General features: G+C 66.4%; 23 protein-coding genes. 9 read left to right on the top strand and 14 right to left on the bottom strand.

Going from position 1 to position 25,108, the window contains the following annotated elements; all coding sequences use genetic code 11:
• Positions 1-92: 92 nt before the first annotated feature.
• A complete protein-coding gene (locus tag QSJ18_RS16665; RefSeq protein WP_286327724.1) occupies positions 93-2,684 on the top strand; it encodes a LuxR C-terminal-related transcriptional regulator in 2,592 nt (863 codons plus the stop codon).
• A gap of 26 nt (positions 2,685-2,710) precedes the next feature.
• On the opposite strand, the gene QSJ18_RS16660 is transcribed toward QSJ18_RS16665, so the two are convergent.
• The 4 genes from QSJ18_RS16660 to QSJ18_RS16645 form a co-directional block, all read right to left on the bottom strand.
• A complete protein-coding gene (locus QSJ18_RS16660; protein WP_286327723.1) occupies positions 2,711-3,397 on the bottom strand; it encodes a phosphoribosyltransferase in 687 nt (228 codons plus the stop codon).
• Between the two features lie 30 nt (positions 3,398-3,427).
• Positions 3,428-3,892 (bottom strand): nuclear transport factor 2 family protein, encoded by a 465-nt coding sequence (locus QSJ18_RS16655; protein WP_286327722.1) that lies wholly within the window; start codon positions 3,890-3,892, stop codon positions 3,428-3,430.
• Between the two features lies 1 nt (position 3,893).
• Positions 3,894-4,766, bottom strand: coding sequence for an SCO6745 family protein (locus QSJ18_RS16650; protein ID WP_286327721.1), 873 nt, complete (start codon positions 4,764-4,766; stop codon positions 3,894-3,896).
• 71 nt (positions 4,767-4,837) lie between these two features.
• Positions 4,838-5,878, bottom strand: a complete 1,041-nt coding sequence (locus QSJ18_RS16645) for an EamA/RhaT family transporter (protein ID WP_286327720.1) — start codon at positions 5,876-5,878, stop codon at positions 4,838-4,840.
• Between the two features lie 358 nt (positions 5,879-6,236).
• Here QSJ18_RS16645 and QSJ18_RS16640 point away from each other — a divergent pair, with 358 nt between their 5' ends.
• Positions 6,237-7,424 carry an ATP-grasp domain-containing protein gene (locus tag QSJ18_RS16640; RefSeq protein ID WP_286327719.1) on the top strand — a complete coding sequence of 396 codons (1,188 nt, stop codon included), beginning with the start codon at positions 6,237-6,239 and terminating at the stop codon, positions 7,422-7,424.
• An 11-nt stretch (positions 7,425-7,435) separates the two neighbouring features.
• On the opposite strand, the gene QSJ18_RS16635 is transcribed toward QSJ18_RS16640, so the two are convergent.
• Positions 7,436-8,896, bottom strand: a complete 1,461-nt coding sequence (locus tag QSJ18_RS16635) for an amidohydrolase family protein (RefSeq protein ID WP_286327769.1) — start codon at positions 8,894-8,896, stop codon at positions 7,436-7,438.
• A 152-nt stretch (positions 8,897-9,048) separates the two neighbouring features.
• On the opposite strand from QSJ18_RS16635, the gene QSJ18_RS16630 reads away from it, so the two are divergent.
• Positions 9,049-10,665: an MFS transporter gene (locus tag QSJ18_RS16630; protein ID WP_286327718.1), complete on the top strand. Its 1,617-nt coding sequence runs from the start codon at positions 9,049-9,051 to the stop codon at positions 10,663-10,665.
• A 16-nt stretch (positions 10,666-10,681) separates the two neighbouring features.
• Here the strand turns inward: QSJ18_RS16630 and QSJ18_RS16625 are convergent, their stop codons facing one another.
• From QSJ18_RS16625 to QSJ18_RS16605, 5 genes are all read right to left on the bottom strand, one after another.
• The gene (locus QSJ18_RS16625) at positions 10,682-11,374 is read right to left on the bottom strand and encodes a TetR/AcrR family transcriptional regulator (RefSeq protein ID WP_286327717.1); all 693 of its coding nucleotides are present in this window, start codon (positions 11,372-11,374) and stop codon (positions 10,682-10,684) included.
• A gap of 116 nt (positions 11,375-11,490) precedes the next feature.
• The gene (locus QSJ18_RS16620; protein WP_286327716.1) at positions 11,491-12,273 is read right to left on the bottom strand and encodes an ABC transporter ATP-binding protein; all 783 of its coding nucleotides are present in this window, start codon (positions 12,271-12,273) and stop codon (positions 11,491-11,493) included.
• Positions 12,270-13,163: an ABC transporter ATP-binding protein gene (locus QSJ18_RS16615; protein WP_286327715.1), complete on the bottom strand. Its 894-nt coding sequence runs from the start codon at positions 13,161-13,163 to the stop codon at positions 12,270-12,272. The genes QSJ18_RS16620 and QSJ18_RS16615 overlap by 4 nt, the downstream gene beginning before the upstream one ends.
• Entirely contained in the window at positions 13,156-15,168 is a 2,013-nt protein-coding gene (locus QSJ18_RS16610; RefSeq protein ID WP_286327714.1) for an ABC transporter permease, read from the bottom strand. The genes QSJ18_RS16615 and QSJ18_RS16610 overlap by 8 nt, the downstream gene beginning before the upstream one ends.
• Positions 15,169-15,332: 164 nt before the next feature.
• Positions 15,333-16,589 (bottom strand): ABC transporter substrate-binding protein, encoded by a 1,257-nt coding sequence (locus QSJ18_RS16605; RefSeq protein ID WP_286327713.1) that lies wholly within the window; start codon positions 16,587-16,589, stop codon positions 15,333-15,335.
• A 256-nt stretch (positions 16,590-16,845) separates the two neighbouring features.
• Between QSJ18_RS16605 and QSJ18_RS16600 the strand changes: the two genes are divergently transcribed.
• From QSJ18_RS16600 to QSJ18_RS16590, 3 genes are all read left to right on the top strand, one after another.
• A complete protein-coding gene (locus QSJ18_RS16600) occupies positions 16,846-17,754 on the top strand; it encodes a hypothetical protein (RefSeq protein ID WP_286327712.1) in 909 nt (302 codons plus the stop codon).
• Between the two features lie 15 nt (positions 17,755-17,769).
• Positions 17,770-18,006, top strand: a complete 237-nt coding sequence (locus QSJ18_RS16595; RefSeq protein WP_353507220.1) for a protein kinase domain-containing protein — start codon at positions 17,770-17,772, stop codon at positions 18,004-18,006.
• A gap of 111 nt (positions 18,007-18,117) precedes the next feature.
• Complete coding sequence (locus QSJ18_RS16590; RefSeq protein WP_286327711.1) at positions 18,118-19,086, top strand: acyl-CoA thioesterase; 969 nt, start codon at positions 18,118-18,120, stop codon at positions 19,084-19,086.
• Between the two features lie 13 nt (positions 19,087-19,099).
• On the opposite strand, the gene QSJ18_RS16585 is transcribed toward QSJ18_RS16590, so the two are convergent.
• From QSJ18_RS16585 to QSJ18_RS16575, 3 genes are all read right to left on the bottom strand, one after another.
• On the bottom strand, positions 19,100-19,702 hold the full coding sequence (locus QSJ18_RS16585; protein ID WP_286327710.1) for a VOC family protein: 603 nt from the start codon (positions 19,700-19,702) through the stop codon (positions 19,100-19,102).
• A 481-nt stretch (positions 19,703-20,183) separates the two neighbouring features.
• Positions 20,184-20,852 carry a nitroreductase family protein gene (locus QSJ18_RS16580; protein ID WP_286327709.1) on the bottom strand — a complete coding sequence of 223 codons (669 nt, stop codon included), beginning with the start codon at positions 20,850-20,852 and terminating at the stop codon, positions 20,184-20,186.
• A gap of 71 nt (positions 20,853-20,923) precedes the next feature.
• Positions 20,924-22,138, bottom strand: a complete 1,215-nt coding sequence (locus QSJ18_RS16575) for an alpha/beta hydrolase family protein (RefSeq protein WP_286327708.1) — start codon at positions 22,136-22,138, stop codon at positions 20,924-20,926.
• A 237-nt stretch (positions 22,139-22,375) separates the two neighbouring features.
• Here QSJ18_RS16575 and QSJ18_RS16570 point away from each other — a divergent pair, with 237 nt between their 5' ends.
• The 3 genes from QSJ18_RS16570 (at position 22,376) to QSJ18_RS16560 (ending at position 24,776) form a co-directional block, all read left to right on the top strand.
• Entirely contained in the window at positions 22,376-23,011 is a 636-nt protein-coding gene (locus QSJ18_RS16570; RefSeq protein WP_286327706.1) for a TetR/AcrR family transcriptional regulator, read from the top strand.
• Between the two features lie 5 nt (positions 23,012-23,016).
• A complete protein-coding gene (locus tag QSJ18_RS16565) occupies positions 23,017-23,799 on the top strand; it encodes an SDR family NAD(P)-dependent oxidoreductase (protein ID WP_286327704.1) in 783 nt (260 codons plus the stop codon).
• 404 nt (positions 23,800-24,203) lie between these two features.
• The gene (locus tag QSJ18_RS16560; protein ID WP_286327703.1) at positions 24,204-24,776 is read left to right on the top strand and encodes a hypothetical protein; all 573 of its coding nucleotides are present in this window, start codon (positions 24,204-24,206) and stop codon (positions 24,774-24,776) included.
• 37 nt (positions 24,777-24,813) lie between these two features.
• On the opposite strand, the gene QSJ18_RS16555 is transcribed toward QSJ18_RS16560, so the two are convergent.
• A partial coding sequence (locus tag QSJ18_RS16555; protein ID WP_286327702.1) for a hypothetical protein occupies positions 24,814-25,108 on the bottom strand: 295 nt, incomplete at its 5' end.

Genomic DNA, 25,108 nt, shown 5'->3' with positions numbered 1-25,108 from the left:
ACCGGGGATTAGGGAAACTGGGACAAAAGACCAAGTACGTGGTGGGATTCGGCGATGCGGGGCAGGGCGCCCCAGGACTACTATCTGCAGATATGTCCTGGGAATGGCCTTTGGTGGAGAGGGAACGCGAATTCCGCACCATCCAGGCCGCACTCACTGGCGAGACAGCGGCGTGTGGTGTTGTGCTGACCGGGGATTCGGGCGTCGGTAAGACGACTCTGGCCCGGCATGTGACGGCCGGTCTGAGTTCTGGGGTGCGCTGGGTGGCAGGCACCGAATCGGCACGATCGATCCCGCTCGGTGTGTTCGCGCATCTCGTCGGCCCCGCGACCTCCAGTGATCCGGTCACCTACCTGGCGGCCGCACGCGAATCCCTGCTCGGCGAAGGCGATGTCGTCATCGGCGTCGACGACGCGCATCTGCTCGACGAACTGTCGGCGACCCTGCTGCATCAGCTGGCCATCGACCGGGCCGTACACATCGTCGCGACCGTCCGCAGTGGGGAGGCGGTGCCGGATGCGGTGACCTCGCTGTGGAAGGACAACCACCTCACCCGGATCACCTTGTCCCCGTTCACCAAGGATCAGAGCGTCGAGCTGATCGAATCGGTCCTCGGCGGGCAGCTCGAAGAGCATTCGGCGAATGTGATGTGGGAGGCGTCCGGCGGCAATGCCCTGTTCCTGCGCCACCTCGTCGAAGGTGCGCGCCAGGCCGACACGCTTCGGCAGGTCAAGGGCGTCTGGCAGTTACGCGGACGCACCGCGATCACCTCGGAACTGGCCTCACTCCTCGAAGGCCGCATCGAACAACTCGACGACTCGGTGCTGACCGCCCTCAAATACCTGAGCCTCTGCGAACCCCTCGACATCGACGTGCTCGCCGAACTCGCCGGGGAAGAAGCCGTCGAAGAGGCCGAGATGGCCGGGCTCGTGCGTATCTCGCGCAGCGGTCGGCGCCTCGACGTCGCCTTCCATCACCCACTGTTCGGTGAGGTCATCCGTCGGCGGCTGGGTCTGGTGTCCTCCCGTCGCCTTCGGGGCAACCTGGTGCGCGTCTTGCAGGCTCGCGACCTGAACACCCCGGCGGAACGGATCCGGTTGGCGGACCTATCGATCGAATCCGACGTCGGCATCGACGTCGGGCTGCTCGGTGCCGCTGCGCGGGATGCGCTGAACCTGGCGCAGACCCCGCTCGGGGAACGGTTCGCACGTACCGCTCTCGCCGAAGGCGGCGGTCTCGACGAGGCCGAACTGCTGGCCCGCGCGCTGATGTGGCAGGGACATCCCGATGAGGCCGAAGAGATCCTCAGCCGCTTCGACCCTGCCGACCTCGACGAAGTCGCGCTGCTGCGGTGGGGGCTGTTGCGGATCAGCACGATCTTCTGGGCGTTGGGAGAAGCCGAACGGGCCGAGGAACTACTGCACATGGTGCGCGAGCGGGTCACCCACCCGGCGCTCGCCCCGATCGTCACCGCGGTCGCCTCGGCGTGTGCCCTGTTCACCGGCCGTATCGGTGAGGCGATCGCGCTCTCCGACGAAGCCCTCGCCAGTGAGAACCCCAACCCGTGGGCGATCGAGTGGGCCGTCTTCGGCGGCGGTCTGGCCCGCGCGCTCAGCGGCCGCGGCCGCGACGTCGACGCACTGGCGGTACTCACCCGCGAAACCGATGTCGACGGCCTGCTCCGGTTCCCGACCGCGCTCGGTGAGATCCTCGCGCTGACCCTCACCGGCCGCCTCGACGACGCCGAGAAGGCCAGCGCCCGCTACGTCAACTTCGCCAGTGCCGCACAGTATCTGGGCTGGGCACTGTCCGGCATCCTGGTGGCGTCGGTGGAATTGTCGCGTGGCTCGTGCGCGTCGGTGACCCGTCGGATGGAGCAGACGCTCGCCACCATCGACAGCGGCGAATTCTCTGAGTCGTGGAACTTCCCGGCCCGCATCTATCTGGTGCAGGGCCTCAGCGCGCTCGGTCAGTCCGACGCGGCGCAGGCGGCACTGGCCAAGGCCCGCGCGAACTACGGCACCCATGTGGCGGTCTTCGGTCCGATGTTGAAGATCGCCGAATCCTGGCAGGCGGCGTCGGCGGGCACGGTCAGCAGCGCGGTGGAACTGGCGCGGTCGGCGGCCGACGAGGCGCGTGCGTCAGGGCAATTCGCCATCGAGGCGGAGGCACTGCACACCGCGGTTCGGTTCGGCGACACCACCGCGGCCGCCCGGCTCGACGAGCTGGCCGACGAACTCGACAGTCCGGCCGTGCGGATCTACGTCCGGCACGCCACAACCCTGGCCGAGTCGGATGCCGTCGAACTCGATGTGTGTGCGGCCGATTTCGAGGCGCTGGGACTGCGGCTGTCGGCGGCCGATGCCGCGGCACAGGCCGGGGTGATCCACGATGCGGCGGGCGGTCGAGCGGCGACGGTGGCGTCGTCGGCGGTGGCCAACCGGCTGGCCGCCGAATGCGGCGGACTGCGCACCCCCGCGCTGGTCCAGGCCGCTCGCCCGCTCCCGCTCACCTCGCGCGAACGTGAGATCGCGAACCTCGTCGCAGCCGGTCTGTCCAACAAGGAGATCGCCCAGCGACTCACCGTGTCGGTGCGCACCGTCGAAGGCCACATCTATCGGGCCTGCACCAAGCTGGATGTGACCGACCGATCTGAGATCGCCGCCCTGCTGCTCAACACCTAGGCCGTCCGATCACCGCGACGTGATCGTCAGGATCGCCCGCGAGTCAGTGCGGCGAGGACCGCGTCGTCGCCGACCTGGCTGAAGTCCCGGTAGGACTGGCCGACGGCATGAAACGGGTCGGGAGTCGTGACGGCGACGATCATGTCGGCACCCGCGACCCGGAGCCGGTCGAAGACATCGGCCGGTGCGGTGGGCACCGCGACGACGAGTGTGCCTGCCCCTGCGGAACGCATCGCGACGAGCGCCACCGACATCGACGCCCCGGTCGCTAGTCCGTCATCGACGAGCACCACCGTCCGACCCGCGATCTGTAGGGGACCGCGGCCCGCGCGATAGCGGTGTTCGCGGTCGGCGAGGATGCGGCGCTCACGGGCCAGCGCGGCGTCGAACTGTGCAGCGCTGACCCCGAGCCGGCGGGGCACGTCGTCATTGACGACGACGTGCCCGCCGGTGGCGATGGCTCCCATCGCGAACTCCGGCTGGCCGGGCGCACCTATCTTGCGGACCACCAGCACGTCGAGGTCGGCGTCGAGGGTGTCGGCGACCTCGCGGGCCACCGGCACACCGCCGCGGGCCAGACCCAGGACCAGCACATCGGGGCCGGACGGGAAGGCGGAACCGTCGGCCGCGACAGTCCCCGCCAGCACCGCACCCAGACGCTGTCCGGCCTCACGCCGATCGGCGAACGGTTCCGAACGTCCGAACCTGCTCATGGCGCCTCCAATTCCGAAGTCGACGGCCGGTCAGAGGTTGATCGCCGGCCCCACCTTGAGTGCGAAACTCGGCAGGTCGGCCAGCGATATCGACGCCTCGTAGGTGCGGTCGTAGCCGGTGGCGCTGATCCGCCAGCCGTCGTCGGTACGTCGGTAGCCGTCGGAGTAGAAGGCCGCGCCGACGAGCATGAACGAGAACTCCGCGACGATCACCCGGTCCTGCAGATACCAGCGTCCGGTCGCCGTGTCGCCGGTGACCTCGATCTCGGGGTGGGCGACCCGATGTTCGGTGATCACCGCAGCACCGACATTCGCGCGCATATATCCGACGAGGTCGTCACGGTTACCGAAGTCGAGGTCGGCGCCGTAGTTGCCGGTCACATCCGGCGTCAGCGTCTGCGCGAACGCATCCCAGTCCTTGGTGTCCAGCGCACGCAGGTACCGGTACTTGAGATTCTTGATCGCGGACACATCGTCGGCATACGCCACATCCACCTCAGGGTTCCTTTCGTGTGGTGCCGGGCAGTACACCGGCATCCAGCACAGCTTTCACCAGCGGGCGTGTCCGGGTCAGTACTTCGTCGATACCGGCTGTACTCCACAGGGATTCGCCGAGGGCGTCGGTCGCTGCCTCGATGTCGTCGTACAGCGCGGCACCGTCGGGGGTCAGCCGGTGTCGGTCTCCCTCGCGTTCGGCGAGGCCCGCTGCGACGAGGCGGTCGACGGCGGCCTCCCACGCGTCGTCGTCCCATCCGCGGGTCAGCTGTGCCATCGGGCGCCCCATGATGCGCCGGGTGACCGTCGGGTCGGGCAGCGTCGCCTCGTGGAAGACGATGGCGTCGATACCGTTCAGGCCGCTACCCACCAGGGTGGCAATGTGGTTGTCGCCGCGCCATTCCCGCAGGATCGCGATCGCGTACCAGAGCCGGAGATGCGGCGTGTCGGGGAGCGTCACACCGGCCCACGCCGCGGCCAGCGGACGGCCCGACAGCGGTACTCGACCGGCGAGTTCGGTGTAGGCGTCGGCCAGGTCGGCGATCTGCGGATCGTCGGCGATACCGGCGCCGAGGATGGTGCGCAACTGCTCGTCGAGCATGGCGTCGCGGCGGGCAGCAACCCGATCCAGCCCTGCGGCCAATACGGCATCCCAGGACCGGGCGACCAGCCCCGGCTCGAAGTTGTAGAAGGTCGACGTCACCACGGGGTGGCTACAGGCGCCGAGCGGTGCGGCGCGGCCCCCGAAGTACAGCGCGTAGGGGTCGAGACCGAGGTCGGCCTGGGCGGACCGCAAACCCGGGTTGAAGTAGGCGAGGATGTGGAATGGTTCGAGCGTCTCGTATGCGGTGCGTGCCGCCGACGTTGAGGTCATCTCTTCACCGTTACGTCCACTGCGATGGGTGTCAACAACTTTCGCTGCTGGTGTCGGTGGCGCGGGAGGTCTCAGCTGCGGTCGGCATGGGTATCGGATTCGTCGGCACGAGTTCCGGCGGCAGGCTCGACCTCGACATCGGCAGCGACATCGACATCGGCGCACACGCCGGCATCGCATTCGGGATCTTCCCGCCCGCGTCGCCAACCGCCCTTCATCGGCGGAGCCTCACCGAAGTGGTCGGGGTCGCCGGATCCGTACCAGGCGACGAGCACCGCGCCGATCACCGCGCCGATGAAGCCGACGATGGCCAGCCAGCCCAACCCCGGCTCGGCGGTGTCGCCGAGGAACAGTACGCCGACCAGGCTCGGACCCGCGGTCTCCCCGACGACGAGCACCGCCGTCACGCCGTTGACCGCGCCCAGTTGGAGGGCGACGGTCTGCACGAAGAACCCGGTTGCACCGGCGACGGCGATCGTCCATGCCGCCGGATCGGTCAGCAGTGTGACGGCGTCGAACGGATGTACACCATCGAGGATGCGTACCGCGATGGCGATGATGCCGAACAGGAAGCCCGCGGCGGCACCGCCGACGATGGCGCCGTGCCGCCCGAGGCGGTAGACGCCGATCAGGGCGAGCGCGCAGACCCCGAGGGTCGCGAAGAACAGGCCCCAATGGAATGTGCGGCCCTCGCCCGCGCCGGTGTGATGCGACGACGACACGCCCAGCAGGCACAGCGAGAAGACGACCATCCAGATGGCCACCCATTCCCGGGTGTGCAGTGCGATGCCGAGCATGATCGTGCCCAGTAGGGCGGTGACCACCAGGTTGGCCGACACGATCGTCTGTGACAGGAATAGCGGCAGGAAACGGGCCGCGACCGCACCACCGGCGAAACCGATGACGACCATCATGGTGCCGAGGATGAAGGCTGGGTCGACGAAGGTCGACAGCGTCGACTGCAACGACGGCCCGCCGGAGGAGGAGGTGATGTCCTGCCCCTCGTCACGGGCGGTGGTGGCCGTGCGACGGGCACCCAGCGCGCGCAGCACCGTCGACATGCCGTAGGCGAGAGCCGCCAGGGATGCCGAGATGACGCCGACCAGGAACATCTACCCGTCCTCCCATTCCCTAGTGGCCTGCCGCCGTACCCGGCTGGGCCGCATCGGCATCACGCCGGTGTTCGGCGTGCCGTTATCGCGCATGTCGTGATCCAGCATGCGGTAGTCCACCGACAAGATCGTCTCTGATCTTCTCGGTGTGAGGTCCGTCGGATCTGCTCACGCGAATCGGACAACCCTGTGAATTAAGTTAGCAAGGGAACAAATCGGAACGCACCTGGTATTCCCGTGCGCTCCCCGAGGTGGCCGGAGTGATAGCGGATGCCTCGACGGGTCTTCGCCACTGGTGTCGCGCATCTGCCGGGATGTCACGACGTCGGCCTCGTCTGATCCTCCGTAGACTCTGCCCGTGCACTTCTTCGAACCCGGGCGTTCCGCCGACCCCAAGCATGTGCTGATCACTTTCGGACGGTCCTTTCTGACGCTGGAACTCTCCCGGCTGATGGCTGCGGCCGGTCATCGCGTCACCCTCGTCGACAGCATCCCGATCGGCGTCGGCCGGATCTCCCGGTCGAGTTCGGCTTTCCACCTGGTGCCACCCCCGAAGTTCGAGCCGCGCGCCTACTGCGAGGAACTCGCGCGGATCGTGGCGGCGGAGAAGGTCGATCTGGTCATCCCGATCCACGAGGAAACCGACATCATCGCGATGATGGCCGACCACTTTCCGCCGGACTGTGCACTGTTCCTCTCGGATTTCGAGTTGGAGAATCGGTTGCACCACAAGTACGAGTTCCAGCGGCTGCTCACCGAGCGAGGCATCCCAACGCGTAAGTACGCGCAGGTCACCGGCCCGGAGGAGGTTGCCGCGCTGGACTTCACCGGCACCTTCGCGCTCAAGAAGTGCTATTCGCGGGGCTCGCAGAAGGTGCACAAGGTGCGCCCCGGTGATTCGTTGAGCTGGCTGGACTTCGAGCCGGACAATCCGTGGATCGCCCAGGAGTGGGCGACCGGGACCAACTACTGCACCTACTCGGTGGTGCACGAGGGCCGCATCCGGGCGCATACCGCCTACCCGGTCGACTACGCGATCGACGGGAGTTCCTGCCTGAACTTCACGCCGGTACAGCATGAGCGCATCTTCGAGTGGATCCGTGACTTCGTCGCCGACATCAACTTCACCGGGCAGATCGGGTTCGACTTCATCGAGGACGAGCACGGGCTGTTCTGCATCGAGGCCAACCCCCGGGCCACCAGCGGCATCATGCTCTTCGGCGCCGACGACGGTATCGACCGGGCCTTCTTCGACGCCCCGGAACCGGCCGGGATCATCGAACCCGGCGCCGACGTGCATCGCATGATCGGGCTGGGCATGCTGCTGTATGGATGGCGGCGCAAATCGCGTCGCGGGCGGTCGATGCGACAGTTCATCCGGGACTTCCGGCGCTCGGACGACGTCATCGGCTGCCGCGGCGACCAGTTGCCGCTGGTGCTGCTGCCGGTGGCCTATGGCGGCATCCTGCGCAGTTGCTTGCGCTACAAGGTCGGCCTGGCCGAGGGATTCATGCACGACCACGAGTGGGACGGTCACCGGATCTGAGGAACCGGTGGTCAGTCGGGGGGTTGCACTCGCCTGCCGGCCACGTACACCTCGGTGATCGCCGGTTCCCGCAAACCGAGCAACAGGGTGAACAGCGTCTGATCGCGGGCGGCGGTCGGGTCGTCGGCGCGGATTCCATAACGTAGTGCGGCGGCCAACGCCGGCCAGCGATCGGGTTCCACGACGAGGAAGTCGGCGTCTTTGCCTGCGTCGAAGTTGCCGAAGCGTTCCTCCATGTCGAGGGCGCGGGCGCCGGCCAGCGTGCCGGTGAACAGCAGTTCGCCAGGATGTAGTGCGACACTCGCGAATCCGGGTTCGGACAGATGGACCTTGAACGCGTCCGACAGCACCCGCGGGATGAGCCATTCGTCGCCCGCGCCGACGTCGGTACCGGCGGCGATCGTGACCCCCGCGTCGACGGTGCGACGCCACGGCATGGTGCCCGACCCGAGGAAGAGCTGGGAGACAGGGCAGTGCGCGATCGAGGTGCCGGTCGCCGCCATCCGGGTCAGTTCGGTGTCCGAGCAGTGCACGGCGTGAGCCATCACGGTGCGTCGGCCCAGCAGGCTTTCACCGCCGATCGCCGAGCCGGGCAGGAATTTTCCGTCGTAGGTGTCCAGATAGTCGGCTACGCCGAATAGCTTTCGGACCGAATCGATTTCACCGTCGCCTGGTCGATTGTTCTCGTTCAGGTGGGTGTGCACATACACTCCGCGCGGGCGGACCTCGGCGTACAGGTCGCCAAGCCGCGCAAGGGTGTCGGCGGTCACCGACAGTGCGAAGCGCGGAATGATGGCGGTCTGCAGCCGCGCGGTCGTGGGATCGCCCGAGTCGGCACAGTGCCATTCGTCGATCTCGTCGGTGGCCATGGCGATCGCGTCGGCGTCGGAGGTCAGCAGCGGCGCCGCACTGTCGGGGCCGACGGTCTGGATGCCTCGCCCACTGACGATTCGGAGTCCGGCAGCACGGGTCTCGGTGAACAGTGCGTGCTGGGCGACGGCGAACGCCGACCCGAAGACGAGGGCCGCGGTGGTACCCGCCGCGATCCGGCGCGCGGTGAAGTCACGGGCGATCTGCCGCGCGAAGGCGGGATCGGCGAGCCGTGCCTCGGCGGGAAAGATGCACGCCGTCAGCCACTCCAGGAGCTGTCCGCCTCCGTAGGCGTCGGTGGAGTAGGTCTGCGGGTAGTGGATGTGGGTGTCGACGAAGCCGGGCAGCAGGAAGGCATCGCCGTGGTCGACGACGCGTTCGGTACGGGCGGGGCCGGCCGGCCGGGTCCGGCGCGGTCCGCAGTAGACGATCCGGCCACGGTCGTCGACGGTCAGTGCACCATCCGGGATCTCGACGAGTGCGGCCGCCGCCTCCTGAACCGTCGGCGTGCCGGCGATGTGAAAGATGTGGCCGAGGTGGGTCGTGGTCCGAGTTGCAGGATCGAGACGCACGTCAGCGGGTGAGTCGGTGGCGGGCGGCATCGGTCCGGGGTCTTCGGTCGTCATCACCAACAGCCAAACACAGTACGGTCGGTTCGGCGCGGCGGCGGATAACCACCGGCGCCGGCTCGGCCCGGCGGCGATGCCCAGCGAAACCCTGCGTCTGCCCTGGTTGCGCGCGTATCCTCAGGCGAATGACCCCGCCTGACCCAGGAATCTCACCGCCGCGCGCCGGTGTGGTGCTGGCCACCCTGATCCTGGTCGCCGGTGTCGCCAACCTCAATCTCGCCGTCGCCAACGTGGCGCTCCCCGACATCGGCCGGGACCTCGACGCGAGTTCGACGCAACTCAATCTCGTGGCTGTCGGCTATTCGCTGGGTCTGGCGGCTTCGGTGCTCTACTTCGGGGCGCTGGGGGACCGCCACGGCCGAAAACGCATGGTGCTCATGGGTATGGGGCTGACGATCCCGGCCTCCCTCACCGCCGGATTCGCCCCGAACATCGACGTGTTGTTCGGGGCGCGGCTGGTCGGCGGGATCGCGGCCGGGCTGGCGTTCCCGACCACCCTGGCGGTCATCACCGCACTGTGGTCGGGTGCCCAGCGCACCAAGGCGATTGCCGCCTGGTCGGCGATCGGGGGCGCCATCTCGGCCCTCGGTCCGCTGACTGCCGGTGCGTTGATGGAGGTTTTCGAGTGGGGTTCGGTCTTCTTGGTGACACTGCCGCTGGCGCTGCTGGCCGTGGTGCTGGCCTGGCGGCTTCTACCCGACGATTACGGAGACACGTCGGCGCGGGTCGACAACCTCGGTGGGCTGCTGTCCATTGTGATGGTGGGTGCGCTGATCTTGGCCCTCAACTTCGCGCCGACCAACGACTCCACCACCCTGGTGCTGTCCCTGGCCGTGGTCTTCCTCGTGACGGCCGTCGGCTTCGTAATTCGCCAACTGCGCGTTCGTGTTCCGCTGTTCGACCTGCGCGTGGCGGCGCGCCGGACCTTCTGGGTGGCGGCGGTCGGCGGTCTGATCGTCTTCGGCACACTGATGGGTGCGATGTTCATCGGGCAGCAGTACATGCAAAATGTGCTGGGATATTCGACGGTGGCATCCGGCGCCACGGTGCTGGCAGGTGCGGCGACGATGATCCTGGCCGCACCACAGTCGGCGAAGTTGGTCGAGTCCAAGGGATCTCGCTTCACCCTGTTGTGTGGCTATGTGCCCGTCATCGCGGGTCTGGCCTTGGCGATGGCGACCTGGGACGACAATGCGAAGTTCTGGCATGTCGGACTGGTGTACGCGCTCATCGGGATCGGCGTCGGGCTGGCCGGTACGCCGGCGTCGCGATCGTTGACCGGGTCGGTGCCGGTGAATCGGGCCGGGATGGCATCGAGTATGTCTGATCTGCAGCGCGACCTCGGCGGTGCGATCATGCAGTCGATCCTGGGTGCGATCCTCACCGCAGGCTATGCGACCGCCTTCGCCAAGACGATCTCATCCTCGCCGGACTCCGCGCAGGTCAGTGCGCAGACCGAGGATGCGCTGACGAAATCCTTCTCCAGCGCCGCGGTGCTGGCCGAACGCTATCCGCAATACTCCGAGCAGATCATCTCCGCGGCCCGGGATGCCTTCGTCAAGGGCGACAACTATGCGTATGCCGCCGCGGTCGTCATCGTGGCGGTCGGTGCCGCGGTGGTCTTCTTCGGCTATCCGCGTCATGCCGAGGAGCGTGAACGGATGGCACTCTACGCAACCGAATCCACGTCCTACGCCGACGGCGCACCGGCGCCGCAGTCGCAGCCGACGCCGGAAGCGTAAGCGCCGCACGACGGAGTCAGATGTCCGAAGCCGGGCCGGATCCGGGTACCGACCGATCGATCGCGGTGAGTTGCGCTGGGCGCACCTCCCGCAGGACGGCCTGCGTGGCGGTGACCGTCAGGTCGCATGCGGCGTCGATGTCGGCGCCGTCGACGAACAGGGCGCGGTGGGCGACGTCGAGGCTCATCACCAGCAGTAGCGATGCCAACGTGTCTGCGCCCGCGCCGATCTCGACGCCCTGTTGTGCGTAGTTGGTCCGCAGTCGGGCGGCGATCTTGGGTTCGAGAGCGGCGTAGAGCCGACGGTCGGTGTTGTCGCGGTGACCGAGTATGACTCGTAATCCGTCGGGGTGTCGTCGCGCGTAGTCGAAGAGCGCCTCCACGATACGGCGCGCCCGCGCGCCATAGGGCATGTCGTCGGTGTGCTCGTAGACCGACGACATCCAGGTCGTGAAGTTGTCGAGTTCGCGTCCGATGAGCCGTGAGACCAGGGACTCCCGTGAACCGAAGTGGGCGTACAGCGTGACCCGTGACGTGCCGGCGCGGTCGGCGATCATATCCATCGTTGACCGGTCGGAGCCGACGTCGGCGATCACCGCGCAGGCGGCGTCGAGGAGTTCGTCATCGGTGGGCCGGTGACGAGTGCTGCGGTTGCGGGGTTTTCGGACCCGTCCGGGGCGGTGCGGATTCGGGCTGTCCGCCTGTGCCACCTGTGCCCTCCCTCTGGTCGTGTACTGGTGCGGCCGCGTCGTGGGCCACCGTGTGTGACGTTCCGCGATGGTGCCGCGCGGCCGCCGGGGCTGTTGATCCGTTGACCCGTGCCGGGTCAGGCGACGCCGGATTCCACGGTGCGGCCGAAATAGGCGGCTTCGACCGTATCGCGGTTCTCCCGCAGGGCGCTCGCCGGGGCGGAGACGGCCACCCGGCCGTGGTGCAGCACGATCGCCTTGTCGGCGATGCCCAGCGCCAGGTCGATGTGCTGTTCGACGAGGATCACCGCCATCTGCGTATCGTCGGCGATGGACCGCAGACGGGGCAGCAGATCCTGCACGGCGATCGGCGACAATCCCAGGCTGAGTTCGTCGATCAGCAGGACGCGAGGGCTCGCCAAGAGCGCCTTCGCCAGCGCGAGCATCTGCTGCTCGCCGCCGGACAGGTTGCCGCACCGACGGGTTCGCATCGTCTTCAGCTTGGGGAAATAGTCGTACACCGAGTCGATGTCGCGACCACCGCGTCGCTTGGCGAGGCGCAGATTGTCGGCGACCGACAGGCGGTGGAACACACCACGGGTGTCGGGGACCAGGGTGATGCCGCGACGTGCGTTGCGTTCGATACGTTTGTCGATCGGTTCGCCGAGCGCGGTGATCGAACCCGCCATCAGGTCGAGTGCGCCGACCATGGCGAGCAGGCTGGTCGTCTTGCCGGAACCGTTGGGGCCCAGCAGGGTCAGGATCTCGCCTGCCCGCACCGACGCGTTCAGTCCGCGAACGGCGGCAACCCCGCCGTAGCCGACGGTGACGTCGTCGACCCGCAGGATCTCGGCTGGGTCGGTGGCCGTTGTCGATTCGCTTGTCGTGGTTGCCGGCGCGAAATCGTCGGAGGTGCTCATGCGGTTTCCTCTTCACCTTCGGTTTGTGCTGGCCGCGTGATGTTCTCGGTCGTCTTCTCCACGGTGGCGCTGTTCAACCCGGCGCTGTTCAACCCGGCGCTGTTCAACCCGGCGCTGTTCAATTCGGTGCTGTCCACTTCGGGGCTGCCGAGGTAGGCGGCGACGACCGCGGGGTCGTCCTGTATCTGTGCCGGGGTGCCCGCGGCGATGATGCGGCCGAAGTCGAGCACGTAGACGCGGTCGCAGACGTCGAGCACCAGCGACATGTCGTGGTCGATCAGCAGGATGCCGATGCCGCTGTTCGCGATCCGGCGCAACTCGGCCCCGAACTCACGGCTCTCGTGCGTGTCGAGACCGGCGGCAGGCTCGTCGAGCAGGAGTAGCCGGGTGCCGCCGACGAGGGCGCGGGCGACCCCGACAAGCTTCTGCTGGCCGAGGGTAAGGGCCCCTGGACGCTGGTCGGCGACCTCGGCCAGACCGACGAGTTGCAGTGCGGCGTTGATGGTTTCGGCCGGTGGTCGGGAACCGTTGACGATGTCACGGAACATGGCCCGCAGGCCGACGGGTTGAACGGCGACGGCCAGATTCTGTTCGACGGTGAGGTCGGTGAAGAGTTCACCGGCCTGCCAGGTGCGGGCCATACCGGCCCGGCGGCGGCGGTGCGGGGAAGCCTTCGACAGGCCGACCCCGCCGACGCTGACCGATCCGTGTGCCCGGGTGAATCCGGTCACGGCGTCGACGAAGGTGGTCTTACCTGCCCCGTTGGGGCCGATGAGTCCGACGATCTCGCCTGCGCCGACAGTGATGGACACGTCGGAGTTGGCGGTGACCCCGCCGTAGCGGACGGTCAGGTCGGTGGTCTCCAACAGTGGAGTCGTCGTATCAGACATGTGCGTCGGCCTCCTTGGTCGAAGCCGGACGGGCCGGTTGCGGCGGGTCGTCGGGATCGGGTGTTCGTCGTAGCGCCGCGCGGAGCCGGTCGCCGAGTTCGGCGAACGCCCCGGCGATGCCGATCGGATTGAGGACAGCCATCAGCAGGAGGGCGCCGGCGGCGAACAGTTCGTAGTACTCGCCGAGTTCCAGGGTGTCCTTGAGGAATACGTAGCCGATACCGAGCTGTCCGAGCGCGCCGGCGATGAAGGCGCCGGCGAAGGAGGTGATACCGCCGATGTAGGTCATGGCCAGCAGCGTCAGTCCGATCATCACCGTGAAGGAGCCGGCCGACAGCTGACCGCGGGAGAAGCCGATCAGACATCCGCCGATGCCGGCGAGGAACGCCGACAACGCGAAGCCCAGCAGCTTGGTCGCCGCGACGTTGATACCCACCGAAGCTGCGGCCCGTTCGTTGGACCGCACGGCGAGGAAGGCCCGACCGGTGGAGCCGCCCATCAGCCGCAGCACCAGCAGGGTGGCGATCGCGACCACGATGAGCACCATGAACGAGAAGCGCAGGGTTACCAGGGTGGTGCCGTCGCTGACACCGAGGTCGAGTCCGAAGAGGCTGGGTTCTTCGATGAGATTGCCCTCGTAGGGCGTGATCTCGGGGTTGTTGAAGACGAAGCTCTGGATGGCCAGCGCGGCCGCCAGGGTCACGACGGCCAGCTGGGCGCCGCGGATACGGAGTGCCGGGATGCCGACCACGATGCCGACGGCGGTCGCGATGAGGGCGGCCAGGATCATGTTGACGGGGAACGGTACACCCCAGTTCACCGACAGTTTGGACAGCGCGAATCCGGCGGTCCCGGCGAAGGCCATACTCGCCAGCGAGATCTGGCCGAGGTACCCGGTGAGGAGGACCAGTGACAGCGCGATGAGCGACAGAATGATCGAGGTGACCACGCCGAATCGCCAGGTGCCGCTGGTCAACAGGATGGCCGCGACCGCCGCCGCGATGATGAGGGCGGTGGGGATCAGGCGGATACGGGGGATGCGGACAGCGGGCATCCGCACGTCGCCCAGTGAGCCCCGGGAGGGGATCTTGCCGCCGAGCAGGAACAGCGCAAGGATGACGATCACGAACGGCACGGCATCACCGAGGCCGGTCTGAGCCCATTCCGGCCACCAATCCTTCGCCGACAACCAGACGATCACCGACTGGAATGCACCGAGGACGAGGCCTGCGGCACAGGCGATGCCGAAGGAGCTTAGGCGACCGACCAGCGCGACGGCGAGCGCCGGGATCACGTAGAAGGTGTACGTGGTGACCGTGAGGCCGATCGTGAAGGTGGCCAGGATGACGATCAAGCCGGTGGCGGCTGCGGTCAGCGCCCACACGATGGCCGCCAGTCGGTCGGGGGAATAGCCCGACAGCCGTGCGGCGAGTTCGTCTTCGGAGCCCGCGCGGGTGGCGACGCCGAGGGTGGTCAGCCGGAAATACGCCCAGAGCAGGACGGCGATGCCGATGGCTACTGCGGCCAGGATCAGGTCTGACACGTTGATCACCGCGCCGGCGAATTCGACGGTGTCGTCGGGCAGGATCGGCTGGGCGACGAGGTTCTCGGTGTCGAAGCGCAGCTGGACGAGGGCCTGGATGAAGAGCATCAGGCCGACCGAGGCGACCACCTGGGCAAGAACGGGAGCCTGCCGCAGCGGCCGGAAGACGAGATAGTGAGCAAGCAGCGCCCAGACGACGGCGCTCGCCACCCCGATCAGGATGGCCAGGGTCAGTGGGGTCGGGTTGTGTGAATCTCCCAGGGACAGTGAGCCGATGGGTAGCACCAGGGTGCCGTCGTCCTGTAGCGCGGCGACGACGTAAACCGAGTACAGGCCGATGGCGCCCTGTGCGAAGTTGATGATGCCCGTCGCGGCGTAGATGCCGACCAGTGACGAGGCGAGGACCGCGTAGACCGCGCCACCGGATAGGCCGAGGAACGCGAACTGGAGGAATTGACCCATGAATCCCACTCAATCGATATCGCCGTGACCAAGACGGCGGCGGGTGAAAGATGAACGTGGCCGGGCGGCGTCGGTGACGGCCCGCCCGGCCACGTGATGTTGCCCAGGTGTTTGTCCGGAAGGCTGTGCGGATCAACAACTATCGGGTCCGCATAGCCCCCGGATCAGAGAGCGCCGGGGATCAGCTTCAGCACGGCCGGGGACGGCGTGATGAAGGTGCCGGTCTGCGGTTGTGTCTTCTTGTCTGCGACGACATCGAACAGCAGCATCTGCGAGGTGCAGTTGGGTGAGGTCGCGCTGCCGCAGTTGAGCTTGGGGCCGAGGAAGCTCTGGTAGTCCTTGACCGCCTTGAGTGTGGTGAGCACATTCTTGCTGTTGATCTCGGTCACCTTCGCGTTGTTCAGGATGTGGGTGAAGTCGGCGAGGATCGAGAAGGTGCCGTAGGCGTAGAAGCCCGCGGTGCCGTCCTGGTTGTCGATGAAGCGTTGTGCGGTCTCGACGTTCGCCTTGGTCTCGGCCGGAACCGAATCGATGGCAGGGGGCTGCCAGAACGGCGAATACGTCTGAGCGCCGACGGCTTGCTGGCCCAGTGTGTCGATGAACTCGGTGCAGGCGGCCAGGAAGATGGTGCCCTTGTACCCGACCGACCGCATCGACTGGGCGAGTTTGGTACAGGTGGCATCGTTGGGGGAGGTCATCAGACCGGCCGCGTCGGGATTGCCGTCGGCGAGTGTGGAGGCGAGCTGTGCGAAGTTGGGGCCGGCCGGCGGGTAGTAGACCTCTTTGACCTTGATGCCCAGCTGCGCGCCGAGGGGCTTGAGCAGCATGTCGAAGACCTGATGTGCGGCAGGCAGATCGGCGTTCGCCAGGGTCAGTGAGGTCTTGCCGTTCGCCTTGAGCTGCTGCATGAAGCCGATCAGGAAGGCGGCGGGGGCCGGCGCGAAGTACACGCGATTGGCCGGGCTGGCACCGGTTTGCAGGTTGTAGGGGATCTCGCCGACGAGTGGAATACCCGCGTCGCCGAGGATCTTGACGGCCGACGCCGATTCGGCGTTGAATCCGTCGATGGCGGCGATGACGCCTTCCTGGACGAACTTCTGCGCGCAGGAGATGGTCGACTCGGGCACGGTCTGATCGATGCCGCAGTCGACGATTTCGATCGGACGGCCGTTGATGCCGCCGAGCTGGTTGTTGACGTAGTCGAGGGCCGCGTTCTTGCCGGTGGTCACACCCGGCTGCGGGCCCGGGCCCTGCGACGGGTTGAACAGGCCGAGCTTGATCGGCTCACCCGATGCTTGGGTGCCGTTCTCGGCGGCGGACCCGCCCGATGAGTTGTCGTCGTTGCTGCTACATGCCGCAACCGACATGACGCAGGCCGCGGCTACGGCCACGGCGGCGATCCGGCCAGCTCTCCAACGCATGAATGATGCCTTCCCACTGACGTTCCGAGCCGTTCTCCGGGCATGACAGATACGCCCCCGGAAAGGGCTGTCGGAAGAAGGGTGAGTGACGCCGTCCGCCCAGGTGGCGAGCGACGCATCCAGAGCGGATGTGATCTGGACCACTCGAAAATTAACCCGGCCTTACGCTGGTGTCAAGCTGTTTGCCGGAATTGGCCGATGCCGTGATCGGCGCGGTCCGACGCGGTCAGGCCGCTGGTGGGCCTACGGTTGACCGGTGGCAGACGCAAGCCCCGATCCCCGACCCCGGCGCGCTGGATGGTGGGCGGGCCTGCGGCAGCTGATCGTGCGAGAGTGGCACATCATCCGGGGTCGTGACCCCGATCTGGACGCATCGGATATCACCGAGTTCTCCGGGCCGCTGTTGGCTGCCGGCCTCATCGTGCTGACCGTCGGACTGCTGCCGCTGATCGGTACCCGCATCACCGATCACGGCGACGACGCCATCTTCGGTCCGCTGATCGGATCCTTCGCGCTGGCGGCGGTGTGTACGACGGCCATCGCCTGGCTGCTCACGATCGTGATCTGCGGGATGATCGTGCTGATCGTGTACCGGGTCAGCCCCCGGGTGGCCAGTGCGACGACCGAGCAGGCGGTACGCGCGTCGTTTCATCGCATCTCGGACATGACCTCGACGATCACGCTCGTCGCCCTCATCTCCGGGCTCGTCTCGCTCGCGATCGGACTACCGGGCCTCAGTTCATCGGATCAGGAGACCTCGGTTCTCGAGGAACTCCTCTCCGCGCAGGTGGCGTGTCTCCTGCTTGCGCTGGTCTTCGGTTTCACCGCCGAGGCCATCCGGACGGCCGCGGAGATCCTGGGTTCGCAAGTGCAGGCCATCGCCTGGTTGGGCGCATTGGTGATCACCACGATCGCCTACTATCTGGCCGCTACCGCCGGTCCCTTCGAACCCATTGCGCTGACGAGGAATCTGCTCACCGACTGGTTGCCCGCCGATGTCGACGGCGTGCCTCGCGCCGAGATCATCGCCGATGCCCTGCCGCGTTCGGCGCGGGCCTGGGCGGCAGGCGCGATCCTGCCGTTCGTCGGTGTGACATGGGCGTTCACCGCCTGGCGAACCGGTGAGTTGGCCAAGTTGCGCAACAGTATTCGCGACGCCGATTGAGATAGGTCGATCGGCGTGCGCCGATCTGCTTCCGGCGCCCAGTACATCAAACCCGACAACATTCTGGTGGACACTGGGGATTTCGCGTACTTGGTCGACTTCGGGCTGGCCCAGACCGCCGACGGCACCCGGCTCACCTCAACGGGATCGGCGGTCGGACCGTTCGCGTACATGGCGCCGGAACGCTTCGGCGTCGCTCCGGTGGGGCCGGCCGTTGACGTGTATGCGTTGGGGCGTGGGTCGGTGACGTAAACCGTGTAAACGCGGTATGGCGTCCTACTCACAACCGCACTCCGGCGTGCTGTCAGAACTTTCGTGTGGGCATGATGTGCCGATCAAGTTCGTAGCCCGTTAGGAATGCTCATGTCGCCGACACCCGCACGCGAGATCACTCTCCGCTTCCTCGCCGCGCCCACCGACGCCACCACCCTCGGTGGTGACGTCCGCGGCGGCCGACTGCTGTCCTGGATCGACAAGGCGGCCTACGCCTGCGCGGCCGCATGGTCCGGCGGATACTCGGTGACCGCCTACTTCGGCAACATCACCTTCACCCGGGGTATCGAACCGGGGGACATCGTCGAGGTCACCGCAACCCTCATCCACACCGGCACGTCGAGTATGCACATTCAGTGCACCGTGCGGTCGGCCGCACCGCACACCGGTGTCTTCACCGTGGCCAGCGAATGTCTGGTGATCTTCGTGGCGATGGGCGAGGACACCGGTGCGGGTCGACGCCCGCGACCGGTGCCGCAGTGGGTGCCGGTCACCGACGCCGATCGCGCCGCGCAGGAGTACGCGACCACGCGAATCCCGGTCCGCAAACGGATCGAGGAGGCGATGGCCTCGGTCACCTACTCCGACGCCGGGACCGCGCCACGCTCGCAAACCCGTTTCCTCGCTGCGCCGACGGACGTCAACTGGGGAGGCAACGCGCATGGTGGCCGCGTCATGGAGTGGATGGACGAATCGGCGTATCTGAACGCGGCCCGCTGGTGCGGGGGTCGATGCGTGTCGGCCTATGTGGGTGGCATCCGGTTCTACGCGCCGATCCACATCGGCGATGTGGTCGAACTCGACGCCCGATTGATCCACACCGGGAAGCAGACGATGCATGTCTCCGTGCACGTTCGGGCCGGTGATCCGCATACCGGTGTGATGCGCGACTGTGCGCACAGCCTGACGATCGTCGCCGCCGTCGATGACCAGGGCGACGCCACCGCGGTGCGGCGGTGGGCGCCGGTGTCGGCCGAGGACATCTCCTTGGATGAGCATGCGCGCGAACTGATCTCGATTCGTTCGGCACTTCCGCGACGACCGCAGTTGGTGGGGTAGCGGACTGGCGTGCTCACCGCCAGACGAACCCGTCCGGATCGGTGAACGCGTCGGCATCGCTGTCGATGACGATGCGATGTGATCCGGATCCCTGGGCATCGGTACCGGCGTTCTTGGCTGCCGCCTTGCGACCCTGCACGGCGAGCGTGACACCACCCGATGCGCCGTCGAACTCGACATATTTGCCGCCATAGCTCTTCGCGACGGTCAATCCGTGCTCCACGTAGAACTGCTTCGTCGCGGCGACGTCGTCGACACCGAGGAGCAGCACGATGTCATCGACGGTGCGGGCGGGGGCGCCGGTCGGCTTCTTCGACGACGTGGCCACCGTCCAGACCGTTCCGTCGGGGGCGGCGATCGCGCCGCCGTATCCCCAGAGTGACTTCTTGGCGGGTTTGAGCACGGTGGCGCCGGCCGCGACAGCCGGATCGATGAACGAGTCGACGACGGTGGGATCGGCGACGACCAGTGAGACCGTGAATCCACGGAAACCGGTGGTCGGTGCGGTGCCCTGCTGGAATCGGAGACGGCCGTCGAGGCCGAATGCTGTGTCGTAGAAAGACTCTGCGGCAGCTACGTCGGGAACTTCGAGGGTGAGTGCGTTGATTTTCGTCATGATCTGAGCGTAGGCAGCGATGGTGGCAGAACACTTCTCGATTCCTGATCGATCGCTGTTCTACTGTCGGCGCGGCCACGTATCTGCCACGCGGCCCAGGTGTGGTCAGGTCGTTTACCCTGCGAAGCACGCAGCGACCCCGACGTCGGGTGGTTACGATGTCGCCGGAGGAGGTGGCGGTGACCGCGAATGAGATACCGGCGACCGAGGTGCATGGCGCGAACGGTGAGTCGATCGTCTTCGATGGGACTACGGTGACGAAGTTCCGGCATCACGGCAAGGACGAGGCCGCACGCAATCCGGTCTCGACGTTTCGGGAGCTCCAGGTCAAGGAGAACACCTCCCTGTTCGGTAAGCCGCGCACCCCCCCGGCAGTTCACCGTGCTGCTGGCCATGTCGTCGATCATGAGTCTCACCGTCGACGAAGCGGGCAAGGCCGCGGTGGAATCCATGGTTGCCGCGTTCCCGCGCTGAGCCGCCGTCAGAGGTTGCCGAGCGAGGGGCCGTCGAAGCGTTCGATGGTGACGAACTCCGACACCGGTCGTCGGCGCAACCTGGTCAGCTGTTTCACCGGCCTGCCCAGCGGAACGACGGCCGCGAGTGCGTGAGTATCGGGAATTGCCAACAACTCTCGAATACCGTTCTCCTCCAGAACGGCCATCGTGGTGAAGGTGCCGCCATAGCCTTCGGCGCGCGCGGCCAACAGGATGTTCCAGATCAGCGGATAGACCGACGCCCCGCTGACCACTCCCACACGATCGAGGTCCTGATCGACCGCGGCCACCACCGACAGGTCCACCGTGATCACGAGCAGCACGGGAGCTTTCGCGACTGGTGCGACGAAGTCGTCGACGCCGTCCACCTCGTCGATCTGCCTGCGGCTCACCCCGGGCGGGTGCACCGGATTCCACGGACTCTCGCCGGCGCCACGTTGGGCGAGGTAACGACGGGCCGCGGGCTTGCTGAGTTCGGCGATCCGCTCCTTGGTGTCGGGGTCCCGGACCACCACGACATGTGCACCTTGGCGGTTTCCGCCGCTGGGCGCGAACCGCGCGACGTCGAAGATCCGCGCCAGCACATCGTCGGGCACCGGATCGTCGGTGAACTCTCGCGCCGCGAACGTCGTGCGCATGACCTCGTCGAGTTCCATGACTTAACTATGCCCCGTCAATGCTCGCGTGGCTCCCGGCTCATGACGTCGACGGACCAACCGGGTTCGCGTCACCGCAGGATGCGGGCCAGGAAGGGCGTCGACACGCTCATCGACCGCAGCATGGTGGCCGAGTGGCCGGTGTCGGGGTAGGTGACGAGGTGCACCGGCTGGCGGTTGGCGACGAGTTGCGCGGCCAGGCTCATCGAGAAGGGGATGGGTACCGCCCGGTCCGGGAGGCCCGAAACCATCAGGATGGGCCGGTCGTAGCCGGTGTAGGGCACCGCCATGTAGTCGATGAGTGCCGCTTTGACGCCGGGTATGGAGGAGATCGGCCGGGTGAACCAGTCGGCGACGTTGTCGTGCCGCAACGCCATCCCGGTTTGCGGGGTGCACTGGGTTTGGGCGATCCTCATCGCCCGCCGACCGGCCGCGGTGAGATAGCGACGCTGATCGAAATCCCTGCGGGCATCGGCGAATCCGGCGAGGATCGCCGCCGAGTATGCGGTGAGTCCGGCCGGCAGGGCCACCGGCGGCACCCCGGGGCCGATCTGCCAGACCACGTGTTCGACGTTCGCCGGCGTGCCGGTCGCGACCACCCCGCGGTAGTCGAGTCCGGTTCCGCGGGTGTACTCGGTGGCCCGACGCGCTGCGGACATCGCGGCTGCGGCGCCCTGCGAATGCCCGACGATCGCCCACTGTGCCGCCAGCGGCAGATCGGTGCGGTGGGCGGCGACTACCGAGTCGATCACCGAGTGCGCGGCGGCACGCGTACTCAGATAGCTGAGGTTGCCGGGGGTGCCCAGGCCGGCGTAGTCGGTGGCGACGATCGCATACCCCTGGTCCAGCCAGTGGCTGAGATAGATCACGGCGTCGTCGAGTTCTGGATGTGTCGACGGTGCGCACTGATCGGCGGATCCGACCGTGCCGTGTGCCCAGGCGATCACCGGGTAGCCGCCTCGGGGTGCGGGTCGTCTGGGTAGCAGGATCTGCCCGGTACTGGTGGCCGGCCGACCGTGGACATCGGTGGTGGAGTAGTGAATTCGATAGGCCCGACTCGCAGCCGGGAGGCTGACCGCCGGGTCGAGGGTCGTGGTCGAGAGCATGGTTCCGGGCGTGCCGATCGGGCCGGCGTAGTGTGCGACGTCCATGCCGGACAGGCGCGGCGGCTCGCTGAAAGGGAGGGGCGCGGCGCTGGCCGGACCCAGCGCCACGGCGACGGTGGCAAGCGCGCCTGCGGCGACGGTGGCAAGCGCGGTGGCGAGGGTCGAGGTCCGGGTCCTCATTTCGACAGCGTAGGCCACATTTTGGTCGTAGTGCTGTGGTTTGACGTGGTTGGGCCGGTTCGGTCCGGGGGCTTGCCGTGGTTCGCGAAATCTGTTGTGTATGTGGGTATCTCGATGAGAGTGGAGATTGCCATATCGACCGAATCGGTGCGCTGAGAGGTCGAGTAGCGGATGTCGGCGCGATAGAAACATACCAGTTGGTTTGTTAAAACATACCGAGTGGTTTATTCTCTGGTTATGCGACCATCGGATCCGCCGACGCCCAAGGGTGCCGCCACCCGAGCCCACCTGCTGCAGGTCGCCGCGGACCTCTTCGCCGACAAGGGCTACGCGGCAACCAGGTTCAGTGAGCTCATCACCGCATCAGGTCTCACCAAGGGGGCGTTCTACTTCTATTTCCGATCGAAGTCGGATCTCGCCATCGCGGTGATCGCAGACCAGGAGACTCGCTGGATCTCGAATGTCCAGGCCCGGGTGCTCAAACATGCCGACCCGTTGCTGCGACTCGGGGACGTGCTGCCTGCGATGCTCGATCTCATCGAATACGACCCCGGGGCGTGGTCGGTTGTCCGCCTCGCCCGTGAACTGCGTGACGACCCGAGCGTCGACGTCGACGTCGTCAAACCGGTGGCCGCATGGATCACCTTGCTGGCGGACATAATTCGCGATGGCCAGCAGTCAGGTCAGCTGCGTGAGGATCTCGATGCCGACGAACTGGCCGCCGTCCTGGTCGGATCGTTCGACGGGATCAAGACTTTCGTCGATGCCACGGCTACCGCTCGTGCGGACCGGACCGCTCTACTCAGGCGTTACGCACACACACTCGGCGACATGGCCTTCGACGGACTTGTCGTCACAAACGAAGGGGATTGAGAATCATGGAGTATCGAAATCGGACGGCCCTGATCACCGGCGCGAGCGGCGGCATCGGTGAAGAGTTCGCCAGGGTGCTCGCGTCGCGTGGCGCCAACCTCATCCTGGTGGCCCGCAGCGAGGACAAGCTTGTGAAACTCGCCGACGAACTCGGCCGGCTTCATGGCGTGCGCGCCGATGTCATTGCCGCCGATTTGTCGATCCCGGCCGCGAGCAACGACGTCGCCGAGCGGGTCGGCGAACTCGGCGTCGAGGTGGACATCCTGGTCAACAACGCCGGTTTCGGGACGCACGGAGACCTGGCCGACGCCGACCCCACCCGCATCCGTGAGGAGGTGGCCCTCAACGTGGGCGCGCTGACCGACCTCACGACCGCCTACCTGCCGTCGATGACGGCCCGCCGCAGTGGGGCCATCATCAACGTCGCCAGCACCGCGGGCTTTCAGCCGGTCCCGCATATGGCCGTATACGCCGCGACCAAGGCCTACGTCTTGTCACTGTCGGAGGCGCTGTGGTGGGAGGGCAAGCAGCACGGCGTGGCCGTGCTCGCGCTGTGCCCCGGCGCCACCGATACCGCCTTCTTCAACGTGGTCGGCTCCGACGACGCCTCGGTCGGAGCGCGCCGCTCCACCAAACAGGTTGTCGAAACCGCGTTGCGAGCCGTCGATTCGGGCAAGCCGAGCGTCGTCGACGGCCTGCAGAACAAGATCAGCGCCGCGTCGTCGCGGTTCGCGCCCCGCAGGATGGTCGTCTCGATCGCCGAACGCATGGTCCGACCCAAGCGCTGAACCGCGATCCGAAACCCGATTGCGGTCCGGTGAATCGTTCGACGCGCATGGTGGTGGTGGCAAGTTCGCCGAGGCCGGAATGCTGCTACGCCTGCGTGAACCGTGGAGCCGATGACGGGAATCGAACCCGCGTATTCAGCTTGGGAACATGGCCAGACCTGTTTCCCCACGTCTCCAACCGGAGCGGTTATGCGCTGGTCAGTGGGCATATTTGGGGTCGAATCGTTTACCGCCGTATACGCCCGGAGCGGGGCCAGTTGTGACATCCTGTGACACGTTGGCACGTTCTGCGACTCGGGGTCCTCATCGCTGCATCGGTGGCGACATGCGTCGAACTACGATAGAGGCTAGATGGGGCTCGATCAGCAGGGCGAGTATGCCTGTCCGAGAATCGGAGATAATAGATGAAGCACGGGGATCGCACATCGCTCGCACCAGCAATTGGACGGGTTGCAATTGAAAGTGCCGAGTGTGACGATCGCCTGCGGACCATCCTGAATGATCTTTCTAGCTTGTCTGACGGTGTCTGGCTTCTCTATGAAGGACAGCCGACGGAATGGCTTATCTCGACCATTGAAATGATGGTTCGAGAAATCAACCCGTATTTTAATGCTTGGCCAGACGAGCTGAACGCTAGATTGATTGCGTCCTTGCGGGAACTTAAGGCGCTGCGTGATCGAAGGAATACCGTTATTCACGGCACATGGGAGCCGGTCACCGAAGATCTCCGCAGACTTCACGAAGGCAATATAAAGCCACGGCCTTGGGGCGTCTGGGATCAGTCGGAAGAGTGGTACTGCTTTCGCAGTAGGTTTCGAAAGTATGATGGTCCACATACATTTTCCATCTCCGATATCGACATCCTCGCAAAACGAATATCCGAATCTGCTGGAGGGGCGATATCGGCGTATGCGGCGATAAGGAGGCACCGATACCCTGACATATTTGACGCGACGCTGTGGGGGCGATGGGCATGAACGGCGTTGGCCGAGACATCAATCCGGTGAAGTCGTCCTAACCATTGACTGTTGACGCAACCAGGTCCATCAGTCGGTGTTCGCGCTGGAACCGAAGCATGGTGAACGCTTCGCGCATGGCGGGGTCGCCCAGGGCACTCAGCGGTAATCCTGGGTCGTCCGGCAACCGGCAGGGGTCAGCGACCGCGACGGACCCGGTTATGGCGTCCACGTCGCACTGAGCCAGGACGTACCCGCCCCCGTCGTCGGGTTTGATTCCGGCGTGCCGAAGACGGCGGCGTACAGCGCGGGGTGTGGTGCCCAGCATGGCGGCGACTTCGGCAACGTTCATC

The sequence above is a fragment of the Gordonia heveisoli genome (assembly GCF_030315745.1).
In the GTDB taxonomy this organism is placed as follows: domain Bacteria; phylum Actinomycetota; class Actinomycetes; order Mycobacteriales; family Mycobacteriaceae; genus Gordonia.
Note: the sequence above shows the minus strand (reverse complement) of the source record. Positions and strands in the feature narration are given on the sequence as shown.

What these genes read in the sequence shown, in the direction of transcription:
- QSJ18_RS16605 (WP_286327713.1), bottom strand. Translation starts at nt 16,589, where the DNA reads ATGCGTTGGAGAGCTGGCCGGATCGCCGCCGTGGCCGTAGCCGCGGCC.
- QSJ18_RS16615 (WP_286327715.1), bottom strand. Translation starts at nt 13,163, where the DNA reads ATGTCTGATACGACGACTCCACTGTTGGAGACCACCGACCTGACCGTC.
- QSJ18_RS16590 (WP_286327711.1), top strand. Translation starts at nt 18,118, where the DNA reads ATGTCGCCGACACCCGCACGCGAGATCACTCTCCGCTTCCTCGCCGCG.
- QSJ18_RS16565 (WP_286327704.1), top strand. Translation starts at nt 23,017, where the DNA reads ATGGAGTATCGAAATCGGACGGCCCTGATCACCGGCGCGAGCGGCGGC.
- QSJ18_RS16645 (WP_286327720.1), bottom strand. Translation starts at nt 5,878, where the DNA reads ATGTTCCTGGTCGGCGTCATCTCGGCATCCCTGGCGGCTCTCGCCTAC.
- QSJ18_RS16575 (WP_286327708.1), bottom strand. Translation starts at nt 22,138, where the DNA reads ATGAGGACCCGGACCTCGACCCTCGCCACCGCGCTTGCCACCGTCGCC.
- QSJ18_RS16635 (WP_286327769.1), bottom strand. Translation starts at nt 8,896, where the DNA reads ATGCCGCCCGCCACCGACTCACCCGCTGACGTGCGTCTCGATCCTGCA.
- QSJ18_RS16610 (WP_286327714.1), bottom strand. Translation starts at nt 15,168, where the DNA reads ATGGGTCAATTCCTCCAGTTCGCGTTCCTCGGCCTATCCGGTGGCGCG.
- QSJ18_RS16585 (WP_286327710.1), bottom strand. Translation starts at nt 19,702, where the DNA reads ATGACGAAAATCAACGCACTCACCCTCGAAGTTCCCGACGTAGCTGCC.
- QSJ18_RS16560 (WP_286327703.1), top strand. Translation starts at nt 24,204, where the DNA reads ATGAAGCACGGGGATCGCACATCGCTCGCACCAGCAATTGGACGGGTT.
- QSJ18_RS16630 (WP_286327718.1), top strand. Translation starts at nt 9,049, where the DNA reads ATGACCCCGCCTGACCCAGGAATCTCACCGCCGCGCGCCGGTGTGGTG.
- QSJ18_RS16660 (WP_286327723.1), bottom strand. Translation starts at nt 3,397, where the DNA reads ATGAGCAGGTTCGGACGTTCGGAACCGTTCGCCGATCGGCGTGAGGCC.
- QSJ18_RS16620 (WP_286327716.1), bottom strand. Translation starts at nt 12,273, where the DNA reads ATGAGCACCTCCGACGATTTCGCGCCGGCAACCACGACAAGCGAATCG.
- QSJ18_RS16650 (WP_286327721.1), bottom strand. Translation starts at nt 4,766, where the DNA reads ATGACCTCAACGTCGGCGGCACGCACCGCATACGAGACGCTCGAACCA.
- QSJ18_RS16665 (WP_286327724.1), top strand. Translation starts at nt 93, where the DNA reads ATGTCCTGGGAATGGCCTTTGGTGGAGAGGGAACGCGAATTCCGCACC.
- QSJ18_RS16580 (WP_286327709.1), bottom strand. Translation starts at nt 20,852, where the DNA reads ATGGAACTCGACGAGGTCATGCGCACGACGTTCGCGGCGCGAGAGTTC.
- QSJ18_RS16570 (WP_286327706.1), top strand. Translation starts at nt 22,376, where the DNA reads ATGCGACCATCGGATCCGCCGACGCCCAAGGGTGCCGCCACCCGAGCC.